The sequence below is a fragment of the Pseudomonas sp. S11P7 genome (assembly GCF_023195435.1).
In the GTDB taxonomy this organism is placed as follows: Bacteria; Pseudomonadota; Gammaproteobacteria; order Pseudomonadales; family Pseudomonadaceae; genus Aquipseudomonas; species Aquipseudomonas fluorescens_G.
The window spans coordinates 2,738,444-2,753,181 of record NZ_JALPKS020000002.1 but is presented as its reverse complement, the minus strand read 5'-3'; the positions used below and the strand labels follow the sequence as shown (position 1 = coordinate 2,753,181).

The window sequence follows — 14,738 nt, the reverse complement described above, 5'->3', positions numbered from 1 at the left end:
GTTCTCCGAACGAGGAAGCGGGCAGGGACGGCAGAAGCGGTTTGTAACAGCAAAAGCGCGTTTCGAGCCAGTTCGAAATTGAGAACAACCCGTGCAGTTTTTCAGCGCCGATGGAGCCCGCCACCGCCACCGCCAAATGAGCGATTCATCACACGCGATGAGTTGTGAAAATTGTTGGTCCGCTGGTTGCCGAAGTTACGCGCAGCGGAATCCCGGTCAAGGTTCTGTAACTGTGCATTGTTGTGGGTCGCAGGACGTGTCGTGCCGCCCCGGTTCACCGGTTGCCAGCCACCGTCGGTCTTTTTGTAGACATTGCCGTCGCGCCCCGCATAGACGTTGTCGCCGACGTGCGCGGCCCCGCCATTGCGGCCGCGAACACCACCATATTGCGTTGTGTTGCCGGTGTTGGGGTTGTACACCGCACCGCGATTGGCGGTGACTTGCGTACCATTGCGCGCGTTGCCGGCAGTGACCCGTTGGCCAGCAATGGCACCGCCGTTCGGCCCGACCGCGACACCGCTGCGCCCGGCGGCGTAGTTGCCGGTATAGACGTTGTGTACGGCGCCTCTTTGTCCGGCGGCGGCAACCCCGGTGCGCGAGTTGTAGGAAGCGCCGACCTGACCCGCCCAGCGATTGCCCGTCCACGCGTTGTAGCCGGCGCCATACCGGCTGACCGTGGCCCGGTCGCCCCATTGATGGTAAATGTTGCCAGTGGTGCCGGCCCAGCCTCCCGGCCCCCACGCTATGGCGCCGCCGCGATAGCCATACGCCGCGCCGGCCCACGCCAGTGGTGCGGGATACAGATGGGGTCCCCAGGCGTAGCCCCAACCGTAATTGCCCCACCAAGGGTAGGCGCCCCAGCCCCAACCCATAGCGACGGTGCTGCCGCCCCAGCTCCAGCCGAAACCAAAGCCGAAGGTCCAGCCGGTCCACGGCGTATAACGGATCGCAACACCGAAACCGTAGGTCACCGGCGGGCCGTACCAGACGTTGCCGACCCACGGCGCATACGGATAACCGGTGCCATAAACCACCACGCCCGTGCCGGGATCGACATTCGAGCCCTGATAGCCTGGTGTGTAGCCAACCACCACCGTATCGCCACTGGATTCGTAGACTTTGACGTAGGTGAGGTAATGCATTGGTGAGCTCGGCGGTATCGAGTAGATCACCGCCGGAACCGAGCTGGTGACGACCCAAGGCCCGTTGACCGTGGCCGCTGTGAACCAGATGCCGTTCTCCACTGCATACCAGCTGTCGCTGTCGATGCGGATAATCGGCGTGGCGCTGTTGACCACGTATTGCAGCGCGGTGGTGTCGATGGCTTTAAGCTGCGGCTCGCCGTCAAACTGCGGCGCGGTCATCTTTACTGCGCTCTTCTTGATCGCCGAAGTCTGCGGGATGCTTGCAGCAATGGCTGCTTCCTGCGCTTGGGGCGTCCCTGCCACGGAGGCTTTGACGTTTTCTTTCGGGCTGTCATCGGGGATGTTGGCAAAGTCCGCTGGCAATTTGTCTGCCGGGGTAAATGTCCATGGGCCGTTCATGTCGGTCGCGCGAAACCAGCGCCCGGAGATCAGCACATAACTGTTCTGGTCGCCTATTTCCTTGAAGATGTGCCCGGTGGTATTGCTGACATACAACAGGCCGGTGCCTTGAATCGGCGCCCACTGTGCGGCGCCGTCAGTGACCAGCAATTCGGTGGGTGCTGTCGCGACGAAAATTTTCGGCTGCGGCGGTTTGGCCAGGCTCGGAATCTTGTCTTTGGGGTCGCTCTGCCCGGTCAGCAGATCCACTTGCCGGGTTTTGATCGCGGCTTTTTTGGCGGCTTCCAGTTCTGCCATTGGCTGGGCGAGGCGTGTATAGGCGCCGCCGATTTGCTCGGCCACCATCCAGCCATCGAAGACGTGCAGGTAATGTTTGCCCTGCGCGTCCTTCAATAGTAACGGGCGAGTGTTGATCACCCGTTGCAGCGAAGTACCTTCAACCGGTCGATAAGCCGGGTCGCCGTCGATATAGACGAGCAGGGCGGGAACATCGGATGTGATGATGTCCGGAGGCGAATTTTCCAGCGGTGCGCTGTCGACCTTCTGCTCGGCCGACAGCACGCCGACAGCCGCTTCGAGCTGATCCAGCGAGATGGTTTTCTTGCGGTTCGCGGCGTCTTTTTGCAGCGCAGCGATCCAGGTGTTGGCCTGGCTGGCGTCGGCGGGGAAATCGGCCTTGATGATTTTGTACTGGTCGAGCGCGACCCAGCGTGTGGCCTTGTCGACCAGCGTGTGCGCGCTGAACTGCACGATGCCGTAAGTCGATTTGCCATCGGCCGGCGTGGCCTCGACGGCTGCCCGAGCGTTCAGCGTGTAGCCGTCCCAGCTGTCGAGTTGCGGTTGATACACCGTCAGTTTCGCTTTGCCACTGCTGATCACCTGCGGCCAGGTCGGCTCGCTCGCGGCGTCGGTGGCGGGTGCCGCCCAAGCATTTCCGAGTGCGGACAGGCAAAGCAGCAACAACACGAAGAACCAGCGCGGATAAGGCATTGTCAGCTCCATCGACAGACCGCTTTCTTGAGAAACAGCAGCGAACGCACCACCGTCGAAAAAGCATAGCCGCCCGCCATGGAAACACCCGGCAGATTTGCCGTTTGGCCCATGGTCGAATGTGGCAATGTGTTTCGATGTGCTATTCCAGAGCACGAACTTCAAACAAACAGTCATGCGAGGCAGTCATGTTCAACGCCATTGTGATCGACAAAGACGACAGCGGTTACCACGCCAATCTGCAGCAGGTCGACGAAGCGCAATTGCCTGAAGGGGACGTTACGGTAGCTGTCGCCTACAGCACGCTGAACTTCAAGGATGGCCTGGCGATTACCGGCAGCAGCCCTGTCGTGCGCAAGTTTCCGATGGTGCCGGGGATCGATCTGGCCGGCACCGTGGAACACAGCTCCCACCCGGATTACAAGATTGGCGATCAGGTGCTGCTCAATGGCTGGGGTGTCGGTGAACATCACTGGGGCGGTCTGGCACAGAAGGCCAGGCTGAATGGCGACTGGCTGATTCCATTGCCCAAGGCTTTTACCGCGGCGCAGGCCATGGCCGTCGGCACCGCCGGTTACACCGCGATGCTGTGCATTCTGGCGCTCGAACGCAATGGTGTGACGCCAGCCCAGGGCGAGGTGCTGGTCACTGGCGCCAATGGCGGCGTCGGCAGCTTCGCCATCGCGCTGCTGAGCAAACTCGGTTATCGCGTTGTGGCGTCCACCGGGCGAGTGTCAGAGCATGAATACCTGCAGCAATTGGGCGCCAGCGAAATCATCGATCGCGCAACGCTGTCCGAACCGGGCAAGCCGTTGGCCAAGGAACGCTGGGCGGCAGTGATCGATTCAGTCGGCAGTCACACGTTGGCCAACGCTTGTGCCAGCACTCGCGCTGAAGGCACCGTGGCGGCCTGCGGTCTGGCACAAGGCATGGACTTCCCGGCATCGGTGGCGCCGTTCATTTTGCGCGGCGTGACCCTTGCCGGCATCAACAGCGTGACCCAGCCGAAAGCACGACGTTTACAAGCGTGGGAGCGGCTGGCCAAGGATCTGGATTTCTCGCTACTGACCTTGATCAGCCATGAAATGGGTCTGAGCGAAGCCATTGAGGCAGCGCCGCGGTTACTGGCCGGGCAACTGCGCGGACGTGTTGTGGTTGATGTCAATCGCTGACAGGGCCGAGAGCCAGGCGCTACGTCTGCGTTTCGCGCTCGAGCAGTTGTCGTTTGCGCTCAACACCCCAGCGATAGCCTGACAGGTTGCCATCGCTGCGCACCACGCGGTGGCACGGGATTGCCACTGCCAGGCGGTTGGCCCCGCAAGCCTGGGCCACCGCGCGCATCGACGTTGGCGCGCCGATGCGTTGAGCGATTTGTGCGTAACTGGCCGTTTGCCCCGGCGGGATTTCCCGCAGCGCTTGCCATACGCGCTCCTGAAAAGCCGTGCCGCGCACATCGAGCGGTAAGTCCAGGCCGATCGCTGGCGCCTCGACAAACCCCACGACCTGGGCGATCAGTTGCTCGAACCCGGCATCGGCGCCGATCAGGTTGGCCTGGCGGAACTGATCCTGCAAATCACAAACCAGACGATGCGGATCGTCGCCCAGCAGAATGGCGCAAACCCCGCGTTCGCTTTGCGCGACCAGAATCGCCCCAAGCGAACATTGCCCGACGGCGAAGCGAATATCGTTGTTCTTCCCCGCGGCACGATAATCGCCTGGTTTCATCCCGAGCAATTGGTCGGCTGACTCATAAAAGCGGCTATTGGAATTGAATCCCGCGTCATACAGCGCCTCGGTGACCGAGCCACCGTTTGCCAGGTGCTGACGCAGTTTGCGCGAGCGATGAGCGGCGGCGTAACCCTTGGGCGTCAATCCCGTCGCGGCTTTGAATATGCGGTGGAAATGAAATGGACTCAGGCCTGCGGTCTGCGCCAGTTCGCTGAGCGCCGGCAATGTCTCGGCAGCCTCGATATGCCGACAGGCGATGGCGACAGTCGCCGCGTGCTGTGCGGCAACATCGCTGTGATCCTTGCCGGCGCGTTTGCTGGCTCGGTAGCCGGCGGCCTCGGCCTGCTCAGCCGTATCGAAAAACTCGACGTTGTGCGGTTTCGGCAGACGCGAGAGGCTGCTTGGCCGGCAATAAACCCCCGTGGTTTTTACCGCATAGACGAATTGCCCGTCCGCTTTCGGGTCGCGGGCCACCACAGCGGCCCAGCGCGGATCGGCTTCGATGCTGACGGTGTTGCTTAGCGTGTCCATAGGGGGTAATCCGTTGACCTGTTTGATTCAGGTTAACTGGCGTCGATTGCCTCGACACTCCGGGCCTTGCGGTCAAACTTTCAGTCGCTGCCGGCGACGCGAAAGGTAAGGTTGATGCGTCGTTCGCCCAGGCGCGGGTGGTGGCCAGGCTTGATCGGCAACACACCATGGAAACGCAAGCGATCAACGCCGCCCCAGATCACCATGTCGCCATGCAGCAGCGGGATTCGCTGGCACTTGTCGCTGCGTTCAAAGCCGCCGAACAGGAACATTGCCGGCAAGCCCAGCGACAGGGAAACGATCGGCGCGGCGTAGGCTTTTTCGTCCTTGTCCTGATGCAATGACATTTTTGCACCTGGGACATATTGGTTGATCAGGCACGAGTCAGGCACAAAATCAGCGAACCCTGCTTGCTCTGCTGCAGTGCGCGCCAGATCGGCGAAAACCGTGGGCAATGCAGGCCAAAGCAATCCGCTGAGTGGATCGACGCTTGAATAGCGGTAACCCTTGCGATCGGTGATCCAGCCCAGGCCGCCGCAACTGCTGGTACCAACCGACATGCTGAACCCGCCGGGGGGTGACCATATGGCGGAGCGGGGCGGCTGCAAGAGCAGCTTCCAACTCCGACAGCAGCCGATCAACCTGTGACAAGGCAAACCCGCGCAACACCCACGCTTGCTCGCCGATCTGCTCGGCCCGGGCTTGCTGGACGGGTTCGTGGTCGGCGAACAGGTCAAATGTGGTCGGTTGCATGGCGTCGATTACAGCGCTTTGCTGACCTTGATGTCACTGACTGTTTCGTCTGTGTGCATTTTTTTCAGCGTCGCTTCTGCTTCCTCTTCAGTGCCGTTTTCGAGCTCTGCGAACTCGAAACGTTGCTCGCCGTCGAGCTTGTACTTGATGACGTATTTGGTCTTTTGCGCCACGGTGATGTTTCCTCTTCTGTGAGCGTTTGTCAGCTGAGTTTGGTGCTCGAGCGACGAATGATCTTGATCGAATGGGTTAACGTCGGCTTGCGCGTCACGCTGATGGCGCGGCGGTTCACTGTATCGATGGTGATGTTCCAGAAGCCGGTGCTCGGCGCGGTAATACGGGCCGGGAACGTATCGAAGGCGCCGCCGTGATAGGTGTGGCGACCACCATTTTTGAAGCTGCGGAAGTTGGCGTCGTTCATCAAACGAATGTTGCACATCTGCGAGCACTGGATGACGACGATGTCGTCTTCGTTGAGGTGTTCGCGCTGGTGAATGAATTTCATGGGCGCCTCCAGAAGGGCTTTTGCTACAAAATCAAAACGATAGCTTGTCGATGAGCGCAGTTTATCAGCCCGCACGGGTTATTATCTGGCCGTCGGGCATCGGTTTGACAATTTTGAACAGATATTCGCAATCGGATGCGGGTTAAATGCAGAAGGCCCCGGAGAAAAACAGCGTTTGTGCTGTCGGACGGTCTTTAACGGAGGTTTTGTATGAAGTGGGGTGTGGTGTGTCTGCCGTTGATATTGGCTGTCGGTGGTTGTGCGAACGTTTCCGAGATCAATGAAACGCTGCCGACCATGAGCGTAATCTCCGGCAAGAAGCCCCAGGAATATGCCGAATGCCTTGCCGAAAAACTGGCCGACAGCCGCGGCGCGCTGCAAGTGCAGCCGCACAAGGAAGGGGTGCGGGTGATCGTGCCGGGTAAACTTTCAACCGGTGCGGCGGCCGTCTTCGATATCGAAGACCGCTCTGGCGGCAGCAGCATCAAATTGCACGAGCGCATGTCGAATGTGCCAGTGCGTCCGCATGATGTGCAGAAAGCCGCCAACGCCTGTATTTCCGGCTGATAGACTGCTTGTCGTCAGCACCGATGCCGTCGCAGTGATGCTGTGACGGCATTGTCATTTCTGGAGTCGCGATGAAGCGAGAGCACGTTCGGGAGCGCCATGCAGAGGGCCTTATCTCTGCCACCCATGTCATCCAGAACCCGGCCAATCCGGGCGAGTGGATCGTGTTTTTCAAGAAAAGCGCCGGTCGCAGTTATTTTTTGGTGGACGAAAATGACGAAGTCGAATCGTTCAGCCGTCTCGACGATTTGATCGAGGTTGTCCGTGGGCTCGGAATCAAATTCGCCGAGATTCATATGTAGCGGTTATTTGCACACCACGATGACGCTGCGGTTTTTGTAATTGCCGACATCCACGCCAAGAGTCTTGTCGTCTTCCGTGGGCGCGGGCGTGCCGTCCGTGCCGACGATGCGATAACCGGTGCCGGCACATGAGGCATCGGCCTTTTCGTAACACATCGCCCAGGAATTGGCTTCGCCGGAGCAATCGATCGCCAGGCCTTGTTCGCCGTTGTTCAGATAGGCGGGGCGCGAGGTGGCGCAGCCGGCCAGGGTTAATACTGCGAGGAGAGACAGCAAGGATTTCAGGGTCATGTTCAGGTCTTCAGCAAGGGGGGGCTAGACGCTCTGACAGCGCCGCGTCGAAAAGGTTATAGCGATTGGCCACTTGTTTGTCCGCAGGCATGAAAAAGCCCTGCGCTATGGCAGGGCTTGGGGTTGTGGCGCGGCCGGTCAGTCCTGATCCTTGCCGCGTCGCTTGGCCGATGCCGGTGTGTCGGTAAACACTGCCGCCACATCGGTGGCCATTTGTTCGCTGTCGAAAGGCCCGGCGATGTGCTCACCATTGGTGGTGGTCAGCGTCCACTTGCCGTCTTTCTTGTCGATCACATACCCGTTGACGATTTTTACCGCAGCCATCTATCTGTCTCGTTCGCTGATTCAAAGTCGCCATGATACCGGCAAATGCGCACATTGGGGGGCGATCAGGGTATGGTGATCCGGCTCGTCCGGTTCTTGAGCTACGCTCAATACGCCGCTGAAAAACCGGATGGAACTATCGGCAAGATTATTTCTCTATCTTGGCATCGGTTAGCCAGTGCGGGGCATTGTAAGGTGCACGCCGCCTGATTAGACTGCGCCGAAACTCGTACACACAGCCTTTTCAAGGACTTATATGATCAAGAAATGCTTGTTCCCAGCAGCCGGTTACGGTACTCGCTTCCTGCCAGCGACTAAAGCCATGCCTAAAGAAATGCTGCCGGTGGTAAACAAGCCACTGATCCAGTACGGCGTTGAAGAAGCGCTGGACGCTGGCCTGACGGAAATCTCCATCGTGACCGGCCGTGGCAAACGTGCTCTGGAAGACCACTTCGACATCAGCTACGAGCTGGAGAACCAGATCAAAGGCACCGACAAAGAGAAGTACCTGGTCGGTATCCGCAAGCTGCTCGACGAATGCTCGTTCTCCTACACCCGCCAGACTGAAATGAAAGGCCTGGGTCACGCGATCCTCACCGGTCGCCCGCTGATCGGTGACGAACCGTTCGCCGTGGTACTGGCGGATGACCTTTGCGTGAACCTCGACGGCGACGGCGTGCTGACCCAGATGGTCAAGCTGTACAAGCAGTTCCGCTGCTCGATCATCGCCATCCAGGAAGTTGATCCGCAGGAAACCAGCAAGTACGGCGTGATCGCCGGCGAGATGATCCGCGACGACATCTACCGCGTACACAGCATGGTCGAGAAGCCAAAGCCGGAAGACGCGCCGTCGAACCTGGCGATCATCGGTCGTTACATCCTGACGCCGGACATCTTCGATCTGATCGAACAGACCGAACCGGGCAAGGGCGGTGAAATCCAGATCACCGACGCCCTGATGAAGCAGGCCCAGAACGGCTGCGTGATGGCCTACAAGTTCAAAGGCAAGCGTTTCGACTGCGGTGGAGCCGAAGGCTATATCGAAGCGACCAACTTCTGCTTTGAAAACTTCTACAAGACTGGCAAGGCTTACTAAGAGCGCTTGAATGGTCTGCAGGAAAAACCCGCTTCGGCGGGTTTTTTCGTTTTGCGCCCCCATATCATCCGTAACGCTTGCCCAATCAGCGCCTGCGGGTATGCTGAGCGCCTGCCTAGGAGATAGAAATGGCCTACGATTTTGATCTTTATGTGATTGGTGCTGGTTCCGGCGGTGTGCGCGCTGCACGGTTTGCGGCGGGTTTCGGCGCGAAAGTGGCGGTGGCCGAGAGCCGCTATCTGGGCGGCACCTGCGTCAACGTTGGCTGCGTGCCAAAAAAACTGTTGGTACACGGCGCACACTTTGCCGAAGACTTCGAACAGGCGTCGGGTTTCGGCTGGAACCTCGGTGAAGCGAATTTCGACTGGGCGACCTTGATTGCCAACAAGGATCGCGAGATCAATCGTCTCAACGGCATTTATCGCAATCTGCTGGTCAACAGCGGCGTAACGTTGCATGAAGCGCATGCAAAAATCGTCGGCCCGCATGAGGTCGAAGTGAACGGCGAGCGCTTCACTGCGAAAAACATTCTGATCGCGACCGGCGGCTGGCCGCAGATTCCGGAGATTCCCGGTAGCGAACACGCTATTGGCTCCAACGAGGCATTCTTCCTCAAAGAGCTGCCAAAGCGCGTGCTCGTGGTCGGCGGCGGTTACATCGCGGTCGAGTTCGCGGGGATTTTCCATGGCCTCGGCGCGCACACCACGCTGCTGTATCGCGGTGATCTGTTCCTGCGCGGTTTCGACGGCGCGGTGCGCAAGCATCTGCATGAAGAGCTGACCAAGCGCGGCATGGACCTGCAATTCAACGCTGACATCGCGCGTATCGACAAACAGGCTGACGGCAGCCTGAAGGCCACCCTCAAGGACGGTCGCGTGCTGGAAGCTGATTGTGTGTTCTACGCCACAGGTCGACGTCCGATGCTCGACAATCTGGGCCTTGAAAACACCGGCGTTCAGCTGGATGACAAAGGCTTCATCAAGGTCGACGACGAGTACCAAACCACTGAGCCATCGATTCTGGCGCTGGGTGATGTGATCGGTCGTGTGCAGCTGACGCCGGTGGCGCTGGCGGAAGGCATGGCCGTGGCGCGGCGTCTGTTCAAGCCGGAGCACTACCGTCCGGTGGACTACAAGATGATTCCGACGGCGGTGTTCAGCCTGCCGAATATCGGCACGGTCGGCTTGACCGAAGAGCAGGCGCGCGAAGCAGGCCATGAGGTGGTGATTTTCGAAAGCCGCTTCCGGCCGATGAAGCTGACGTTGACCGAGTGTCAGGAGAAGACCTTGATGAAGCTGGTCGTCGATGGCAAGACCGACAAAGTTCTCGGTTGCCACATGGTTGGTCCGGACGCCGGCGAAATCATCCAGGGGCTGGCCATCGCGCTAAAGGCTGGCGCGACCAAGCGTGACTTCGACGACACGATCGGGGTACACCCGACGGCCGCCGAAGAGTTTGTCACCATGCGTACGCCGGTCAGCGCTTAAGCGCCTTTCGGTTCTGGCGCTGCCGCAACGGCAGCCGCCAGACGCTGGCTTTCTTCCAGGCTGGCCTGAGCTTTGGTCAATTCCTTTTCCAGTGACTGGTTGAGCTGCGTTTGCTCATCGACGCTCTGCTTGAGTGCCTGGCTTTCCAGCGAAGCGACGCGCAGCCGTTCCTGGAGGAGGGTGCGTTCGCTGTCGACGCGCGTGGCTTGTTCGAGCAATTGATCCTGGCGCAGATTGCTTTGCTTGAGCTGATCCTGCAGCAGGCTCAGTTCGCGCTGAGTGCCACGGTTTTCAGTGAGTAGACGCTCGTTGTCGCGGTGCAGCTGAGTGATCTCGTCCTGACGCATCAGTGCGCTTTGTTGCGCCTGGCGCAGCTCGGCCTGAATCTGCTGCACCTGACCTTCGTGACGGCTCTGTTCCTGCTCACGCTGTTCTTTGCTGGCGGTGCGGTAGTGCTCCAACGCATCGCGCGCGTGCAAGTGCTTTTCTTCCAGCGAGCGGATCTGCTCGTCCTTGTCCTGCAAGCGCAATTCAAAATCGGCCAAAGCCTGATTGAGACCGGCGTTGCGCGTCTGCTCGGTTTGCAGCATCGAGCGTGTGCTGTTCAACGCTTCGGATTCGCGCGCCAGCGCCGCGCCTTGAATGTCGTATTCGTGCTCGAGCTTTTCCAGCGCCTGCCGGGTCTGCACAAGCCCTGCTTCCAGCGCTTCACGCTGCGCTTCGAACTGCTCGCGAGCCTGCTCTATTGGTTCTTGCGCCTGTTCTTTCAGTCTTTGCGCAAGGCGAGAGACGAGGGCGGTCAACTCGTCATCGATCGGTTCAGCGGATGCTTCAGCCGGTTGTGCGCCGTCATCCAGCTCTTTCAGATAGCGGTGGATGGTGGTTTTCGAGCCGGTGTTGCCCATTTCAATGCGTACTGCGTCGATGCTCGGGTGTTCGCCGCGCGCCAGGAATTGCGGTGCGCGCGATCTGCACCAGTGCCTTGGTAATGCCGCCACGGGCCATGTGAACTCCTACGGTTACGTACTGTGGTACATGCCACTATTATTTGCAGTGTACCATGGTGACATAAAAGTGAAATACGACGAAAATCACAGGCGGGATATTCTGGTAACCCAATGTCACACGGCAAAATGCACGCCTGTCTCTTCCAACCCGTACGCCAGCGAGAAAACAGCCCATGAGCGATCTGGATCGCTATCTGCAAGCCGCTACCCGCGACAACACGCGCCGCAGCTATCGCGCGGCCATCGAGCATTTCGAAGTCAAGTGGGGCGGGTTTCTGCCGGCGACCGCTGACAGCGTTGCGCGCTATCTGGTCGCTCACGCTTCTGAGCTATCGATCAATACCTTGAAGCTGCGCTTGTCGGCGCTGGCGCAGTGGCATAACAGTCAGGGCTTCGCCGACCCGACCAAGGCGCCGGTGGTGCGCAAGGTCTTCAAGGGCATCCGCGCGTTGCATCCGGCGCAGGAGAAACAAGCCGAGCCGTTGCAACTGCAGGACTTGCAGCGGGTCATCGACTGGCTTGAGCAGGAGGCGAAAACCGCGCGCGAGCAGCAGGATCGGCCGGCACTGCTCAAGGCTTACCGCGACCGCGCGTTGATCCTTCTCGGATTCTGGCGTGGCTTTCGCAGCGATGAATTGTGCCGCCTGCAGATCGAGCATGTGCAAGCGCACGCCGGCAAAGGCATCACCTTGTATCTGCCGCGCAGCAAGGGCGATCGGGAAAACCTCGGGCAGACCTATCAAGCCCCCGCACTGCTCAAGCTGTGTCCAGTGCAGGCGTATATCGACTGGATCACCGAAGCGGCGTTGGTGCGCGGGCCGGTGTTTCGCAGCATCGATCGTTGGGGCAATCTGAATGAGGCTGGGCTGCACGCCAACAGCATCATCCCGTTGCTGCGCCAGGCATTGCAGCGCGCCGGGATCGCCGCCGAGGGTTACACCAGTCATTCGTTGCGCCGCGGTTTTGCCACTTGGGCTCATCAAGCCGGTTGGGATCTGAAGTCGCTGATGAGTTACGTCGGCTGGAAGGACATGAAATCAGCGATGCGCTATGTTGAAGTCAGCCCATTTCAGGGAATGGCTCGGATTATGGATAAACCGGATCAACCATAGAGATCGTTTTCTTCTATTAATACAGTCAGCTAATAGCGAAAACAAATCAGCAGCATCAGGTTTGCCAATGAGCGTTCCGTCGAGTGAGTGGGTAGGATTCACCCATCAACTTCATAACCCCTGACGGAGAGTCATCGATGCCTATCATCAACAGCCAAGTAAAACCGTTCAAAGCTACCGCGTTCAAAAACGGCGACTTCGTTCAAGTCTCGGATGCTGACTTGAAAGGCAAGTGGTCCGTAGTGTTCTTCTACCCAGCTGACTTCACCTTCGTTTGCCCAACCGAGCTGGAAGACCTGGCCGACAACTACGCTGAGTTCAAGAAGCTGGGCGTGGAAATCTACAGCGTTTCGACCGATACCCACTTTGCCCACGCTGCCTGGCACAACACTTCGCCAGCCATCGGCAAAATCGAATACACCATGATCGGCGACCCGACCCACGTCATCTCGCGCAACTTCGACGTACTGATCGAAGAAGCCGGTCTGGCTGACCGTGGCACCTTCGTGATCAACCCTGAAGGCCAGATCAAGATCGTTGAACTGAACGATGGCGGCGTTGGCCGTGACGCTTCCGAGCTGCTGCGCAAGATCAAGGCTGCTCAGTACGTCGCTGCACACCCAGGCGAAGTTTGCCCAGCCAAGTGGAAAGAAGGCGAGGCCACTCTGGCTCCGTCCCTGGACCTGGTCGGCAAGATCTAAGTCTGTGACACGCAACGCAGGGCGGCACGCCGCACCTTTCTAAGTTAGCTGCACCGCCCAATAAAAATGCCCGGGCGAGATTCGCTCGGGCTTTTTTTCGCCTCAAATAAAGGAAATCGCCCGTATGTTGGACGCCAATCTTAAAGCCCAGTTGAAATCGTACCTGGAACGGGTCACCCAGCCGATCGAGATCGTTGCCTCCCTCGACGACGGTGCGAAATCCCGTGAAATGCATGACCTGCTCAAAGACGTTGCCAGTCTTTCCAGCCATATTACTTTGATCGACAGCGGTGATGACGCTCGCAAGCCATCGTTTTCGATCAATCGTCCGGGCGCTGACATCAGTCTGCGATTCGCCGGTATCCCGATGGGCCACGAATTCACCTCGCTGGTGCTGGCCCTGTTGCAAGTCGGCGGTCACCCGTCGAAAGCCAGTGTTGAAGTGATCGAGCAGATCCGCTCGCTCAAAGGCGAGTTCAGCTTCGAGACCTACTTCTCGCTGTCTTGCCAGAACTGCCCGGACGTGGTCCAGGCGTTGAACCTGATGGCCGTGCTCAACCCGAACATCCGCCACGTCGCCATCGACGGCGCGTTGTTCCAGGACGAGGTCAACGATCGCAAGATCATGGCCGTGCCGAGCATCTACCTCAACGGTGAGAACTTCGGTCAGGGCCGCATGGGCCTGGAAGAGATCCTCGCCAAACTCGACACCGGCGCCATCGAGCGTCAGGCCGAGAAAATCAGTGCCAAAGACGCCTTTGACGTACTGGTCGTTGGCGGTGGTCCGGCCGGTGCTTCGGCGGCGATCTATGCGGCGCGTAAAGGCATTCGCACCGGTGTTGCGGCTGAGCGTTTCGGCGGTCAGGTGCTCGATACCATGGCCATCGAGAACTTCATTTCCGTTCAGGAAACCGAAGGGCCGAAACTGGCGACTGCGCTGGAAGAACACGTCAAGCAATACGACGTCGACATCATGAACCTGCAACGCGCTGACAAGCTGATCGCCGGCAAAAACGGCGAGCTGCACGAAATCCACTTCGCCAGTGGCGCGACGCTGAAAGCCAAGAGCGTGATTCTCGCCACCGGTGCGCGCTGGCGCGAAATGAACGTGCCGGGCGAGCAGGAATATCGCAACAAAGGCGTGGCGTACTGCCCGCACTGCGACGGTCCGCTGTTCAAAGGCAAGCGTGTTGCTGTGATCGGCGGCGGTAACTCCGGCGTTGAAGCGGCCATCGACCTGGCGGGCATCGTTTCGCACGTCACGCTGCTGGAGTTCGACGTGCAACTGCGCGCCGACGCCGTGTTGCAGCGCAAACTGCACAGCCTGGCGAACGTCACCGTGATCACCAGTGCGCAAACCACTGAAGTCACCGGTAACGGCGAGAAGGTCAACGGTCTGCGCTACAAGGATCGTACGACTGACGAGTTGCGCACGGTCGAGCTGGAAGGCATCTTCGTGCAGATCGGTCTGCTGCCCAACACCGATTGGCTCAAAGGCACCATCGAGCTGTCGCCGCGTGGCGAGATCATTGTCGATAACCGTGGCGAGACGTCGATCCCGGGGATCTTTGCAGCGGGTGACGTGACCACCGTGCCGTACAAGCAGATCGTGATTGCGGTGGGCGAGGGCGCCAAGGCTTCTTTGAGCGCGTTCGATCACTTGATCCGCACGTCGGCTCCGGCTTAAGAGTTAAACCAGGAATGAAAAACCCGTGAGCGATCACGGGTTTTTTATTGCCTGCCACAAATTCAAGGTGGGAGCGAGCCTGCTCGCGAAAGCGGTGCGTCATTCAACGATGA

14 protein-coding genes and 2 pseudogenes are annotated in these 14,738 nt (G+C 59.2%); 8 read left to right on the top strand and 8 right to left on the bottom strand.

Features of this window, described 5'->3' with window-relative positions; all coding sequences use genetic code 11:
* Positions 1–101 precede the first annotated feature (101 nt).
* Positions 102–2,534, bottom strand: a complete 2,433-nt coding sequence (locus M0746_RS12680; protein ID WP_258449419.1) for an autotransporter — start codon at positions 2,532–2,534, stop codon at positions 102–104.
* Positions 2,535–2,722: 188 nt separating this feature from the next.
* Here M0746_RS12680 and acuI point away from each other — a divergent pair, with 188 nt between their 5' ends.
* On the top strand, positions 2,723–3,706 hold the full coding sequence (gene acuI / locus M0746_RS12675) for an acrylyl-CoA reductase (NADPH) (RefSeq protein ID WP_258449418.1): 984 nt from the start codon (positions 2,723–2,725) through the stop codon (positions 3,704–3,706).
* Positions 3,707–3,725: 19 nt separating this feature from the next.
* Here acuI and ada read toward each other — a convergent pair whose 3' ends face one another.
* The 4 genes and pseudogenes from ada to M0746_RS12655 all read right to left on the bottom strand — a co-directional run bounded on the left by ada (position 3,726) and on the right by M0746_RS12655 (position 6,051).
* Positions 3,726–4,793 carry a bifunctional DNA-binding transcriptional regulator/O6-methylguanine-DNA methyltransferase Ada gene (ada, locus tag M0746_RS12670; RefSeq protein ID WP_258449417.1) on the bottom strand — a complete coding sequence of 356 codons (1,068 nt, stop codon included), beginning with the start codon at positions 4,791–4,793 and terminating at the stop codon, positions 3,726–3,728.
* Positions 4,794–4,873: 80 nt separating this feature from the next.
* Positions 4,874–5,546: pseudogene (gene alkB, locus M0746_RS12665) on the bottom strand (DNA oxidative demethylase AlkB).
* Between the two features lie 8 nt (positions 5,547–5,554).
* Entirely contained in the window at positions 5,555–5,719 is a 165-nt protein-coding gene (locus tag M0746_RS12660; RefSeq protein WP_208941159.1) for a hypothetical protein, read from the bottom strand.
* Positions 5,720–5,748: 29 nt separating this feature from the next.
* The gene (locus tag M0746_RS12655; RefSeq protein WP_007912251.1) at positions 5,749–6,051 is read right to left on the bottom strand and encodes a DUF1883 domain-containing protein; all 303 of its coding nucleotides are present in this window, start codon (positions 6,049–6,051) and stop codon (positions 5,749–5,751) included.
* A 210-nt stretch (positions 6,052–6,261) separates the two neighbouring features.
* On the opposite strand from M0746_RS12655, the gene M0746_RS12650 reads away from it, so the two are divergent.
* Together M0746_RS12650 and M0746_RS12645 are read left to right on the top strand one after the other, a co-directional pair.
* Positions 6,262–6,618, top strand: a complete 357-nt coding sequence (locus M0746_RS12650; protein ID WP_203417816.1) for a hypothetical protein — start codon at positions 6,262–6,264, stop codon at positions 6,616–6,618.
* 71 nt (positions 6,619–6,689) lie between these two features.
* Positions 6,690–6,920, top strand: a complete 231-nt coding sequence (locus tag M0746_RS12645; RefSeq protein ID WP_090283265.1) for a hypothetical protein — start codon at positions 6,690–6,692, stop codon at positions 6,918–6,920.
* A 3-nt stretch (positions 6,921–6,923) separates the two neighbouring features.
* On the opposite strand, the gene M0746_RS12640 is transcribed toward M0746_RS12645, so the two are convergent.
* The gene (locus M0746_RS12640; RefSeq protein WP_203422080.1) at positions 6,924–7,211 is read right to left on the bottom strand and encodes a hypothetical protein; all 288 of its coding nucleotides are present in this window, start codon (positions 7,209–7,211) and stop codon (positions 6,924–6,926) included.
* A 138-nt stretch (positions 7,212–7,349) separates the two neighbouring features.
* Positions 7,350–7,535, bottom strand: coding sequence for a hypothetical protein (locus M0746_RS12635; RefSeq protein WP_090283267.1), 186 nt, complete (start codon positions 7,533–7,535; stop codon positions 7,350–7,352).
* 256 nt (positions 7,536–7,791) lie between these two features.
* Here M0746_RS12635 and galU point away from each other — a divergent pair, with 256 nt between their 5' ends.
* Together galU and gorA are read left to right on the top strand one after the other, a co-directional pair.
* Entirely contained in the window at positions 7,792–8,631 is an 840-nt protein-coding gene (gene galU / locus M0746_RS12630; RefSeq protein WP_053120371.1) for a UTP--glucose-1-phosphate uridylyltransferase GalU, read from the top strand.
* 128 nt (positions 8,632–8,759) lie between these two features.
* Positions 8,760–10,118, top strand: coding sequence for a glutathione-disulfide reductase (gene gorA, locus M0746_RS12625; RefSeq protein ID WP_258449416.1), 1,359 nt, complete (start codon positions 8,760–8,762; stop codon positions 10,116–10,118).
* Here the strand turns inward: gorA and M0746_RS12620 are convergent.
* Positions 10,115–11,123 (bottom strand): annotated as a pseudogene (locus tag M0746_RS12620) (DNA-binding protein). The gene gorA and the pseudogene M0746_RS12620 sit on opposite strands and share 4 nt — an antisense overlap.
* Before the next feature lie 175 nt (positions 11,124–11,298).
* On the opposite strand from M0746_RS12620, the gene M0746_RS12615 reads away from it, so the two are divergent.
* The 3 genes from M0746_RS12615 (at position 11,299) to ahpF (ending at position 14,625) form a co-directional block, all read left to right on the top strand.
* Positions 11,299–12,237 carry a site-specific integrase gene (locus M0746_RS12615; RefSeq protein ID WP_258449415.1) on the top strand — a complete coding sequence of 313 codons (939 nt, stop codon included), beginning with the start codon at positions 11,299–11,301 and terminating at the stop codon, positions 12,235–12,237.
* Between the two features lie 137 nt (positions 12,238–12,374).
* On the top strand, positions 12,375–12,938 hold the full coding sequence (gene ahpC, locus M0746_RS12610; protein WP_016774916.1) for an alkyl hydroperoxide reductase subunit C: 564 nt from the start codon (positions 12,375–12,377) through the stop codon (positions 12,936–12,938).
* 124 nt (positions 12,939–13,062) lie between these two features.
* On the top strand, positions 13,063–14,625 hold the full coding sequence (ahpF, locus tag M0746_RS12605) for an alkyl hydroperoxide reductase subunit F (protein ID WP_258449414.1): 1,563 nt from the start codon (positions 13,063–13,065) through the stop codon (positions 14,623–14,625).
* The last annotated feature ends 113 nt before the right edge of the window (positions 14,626–14,738 follow it).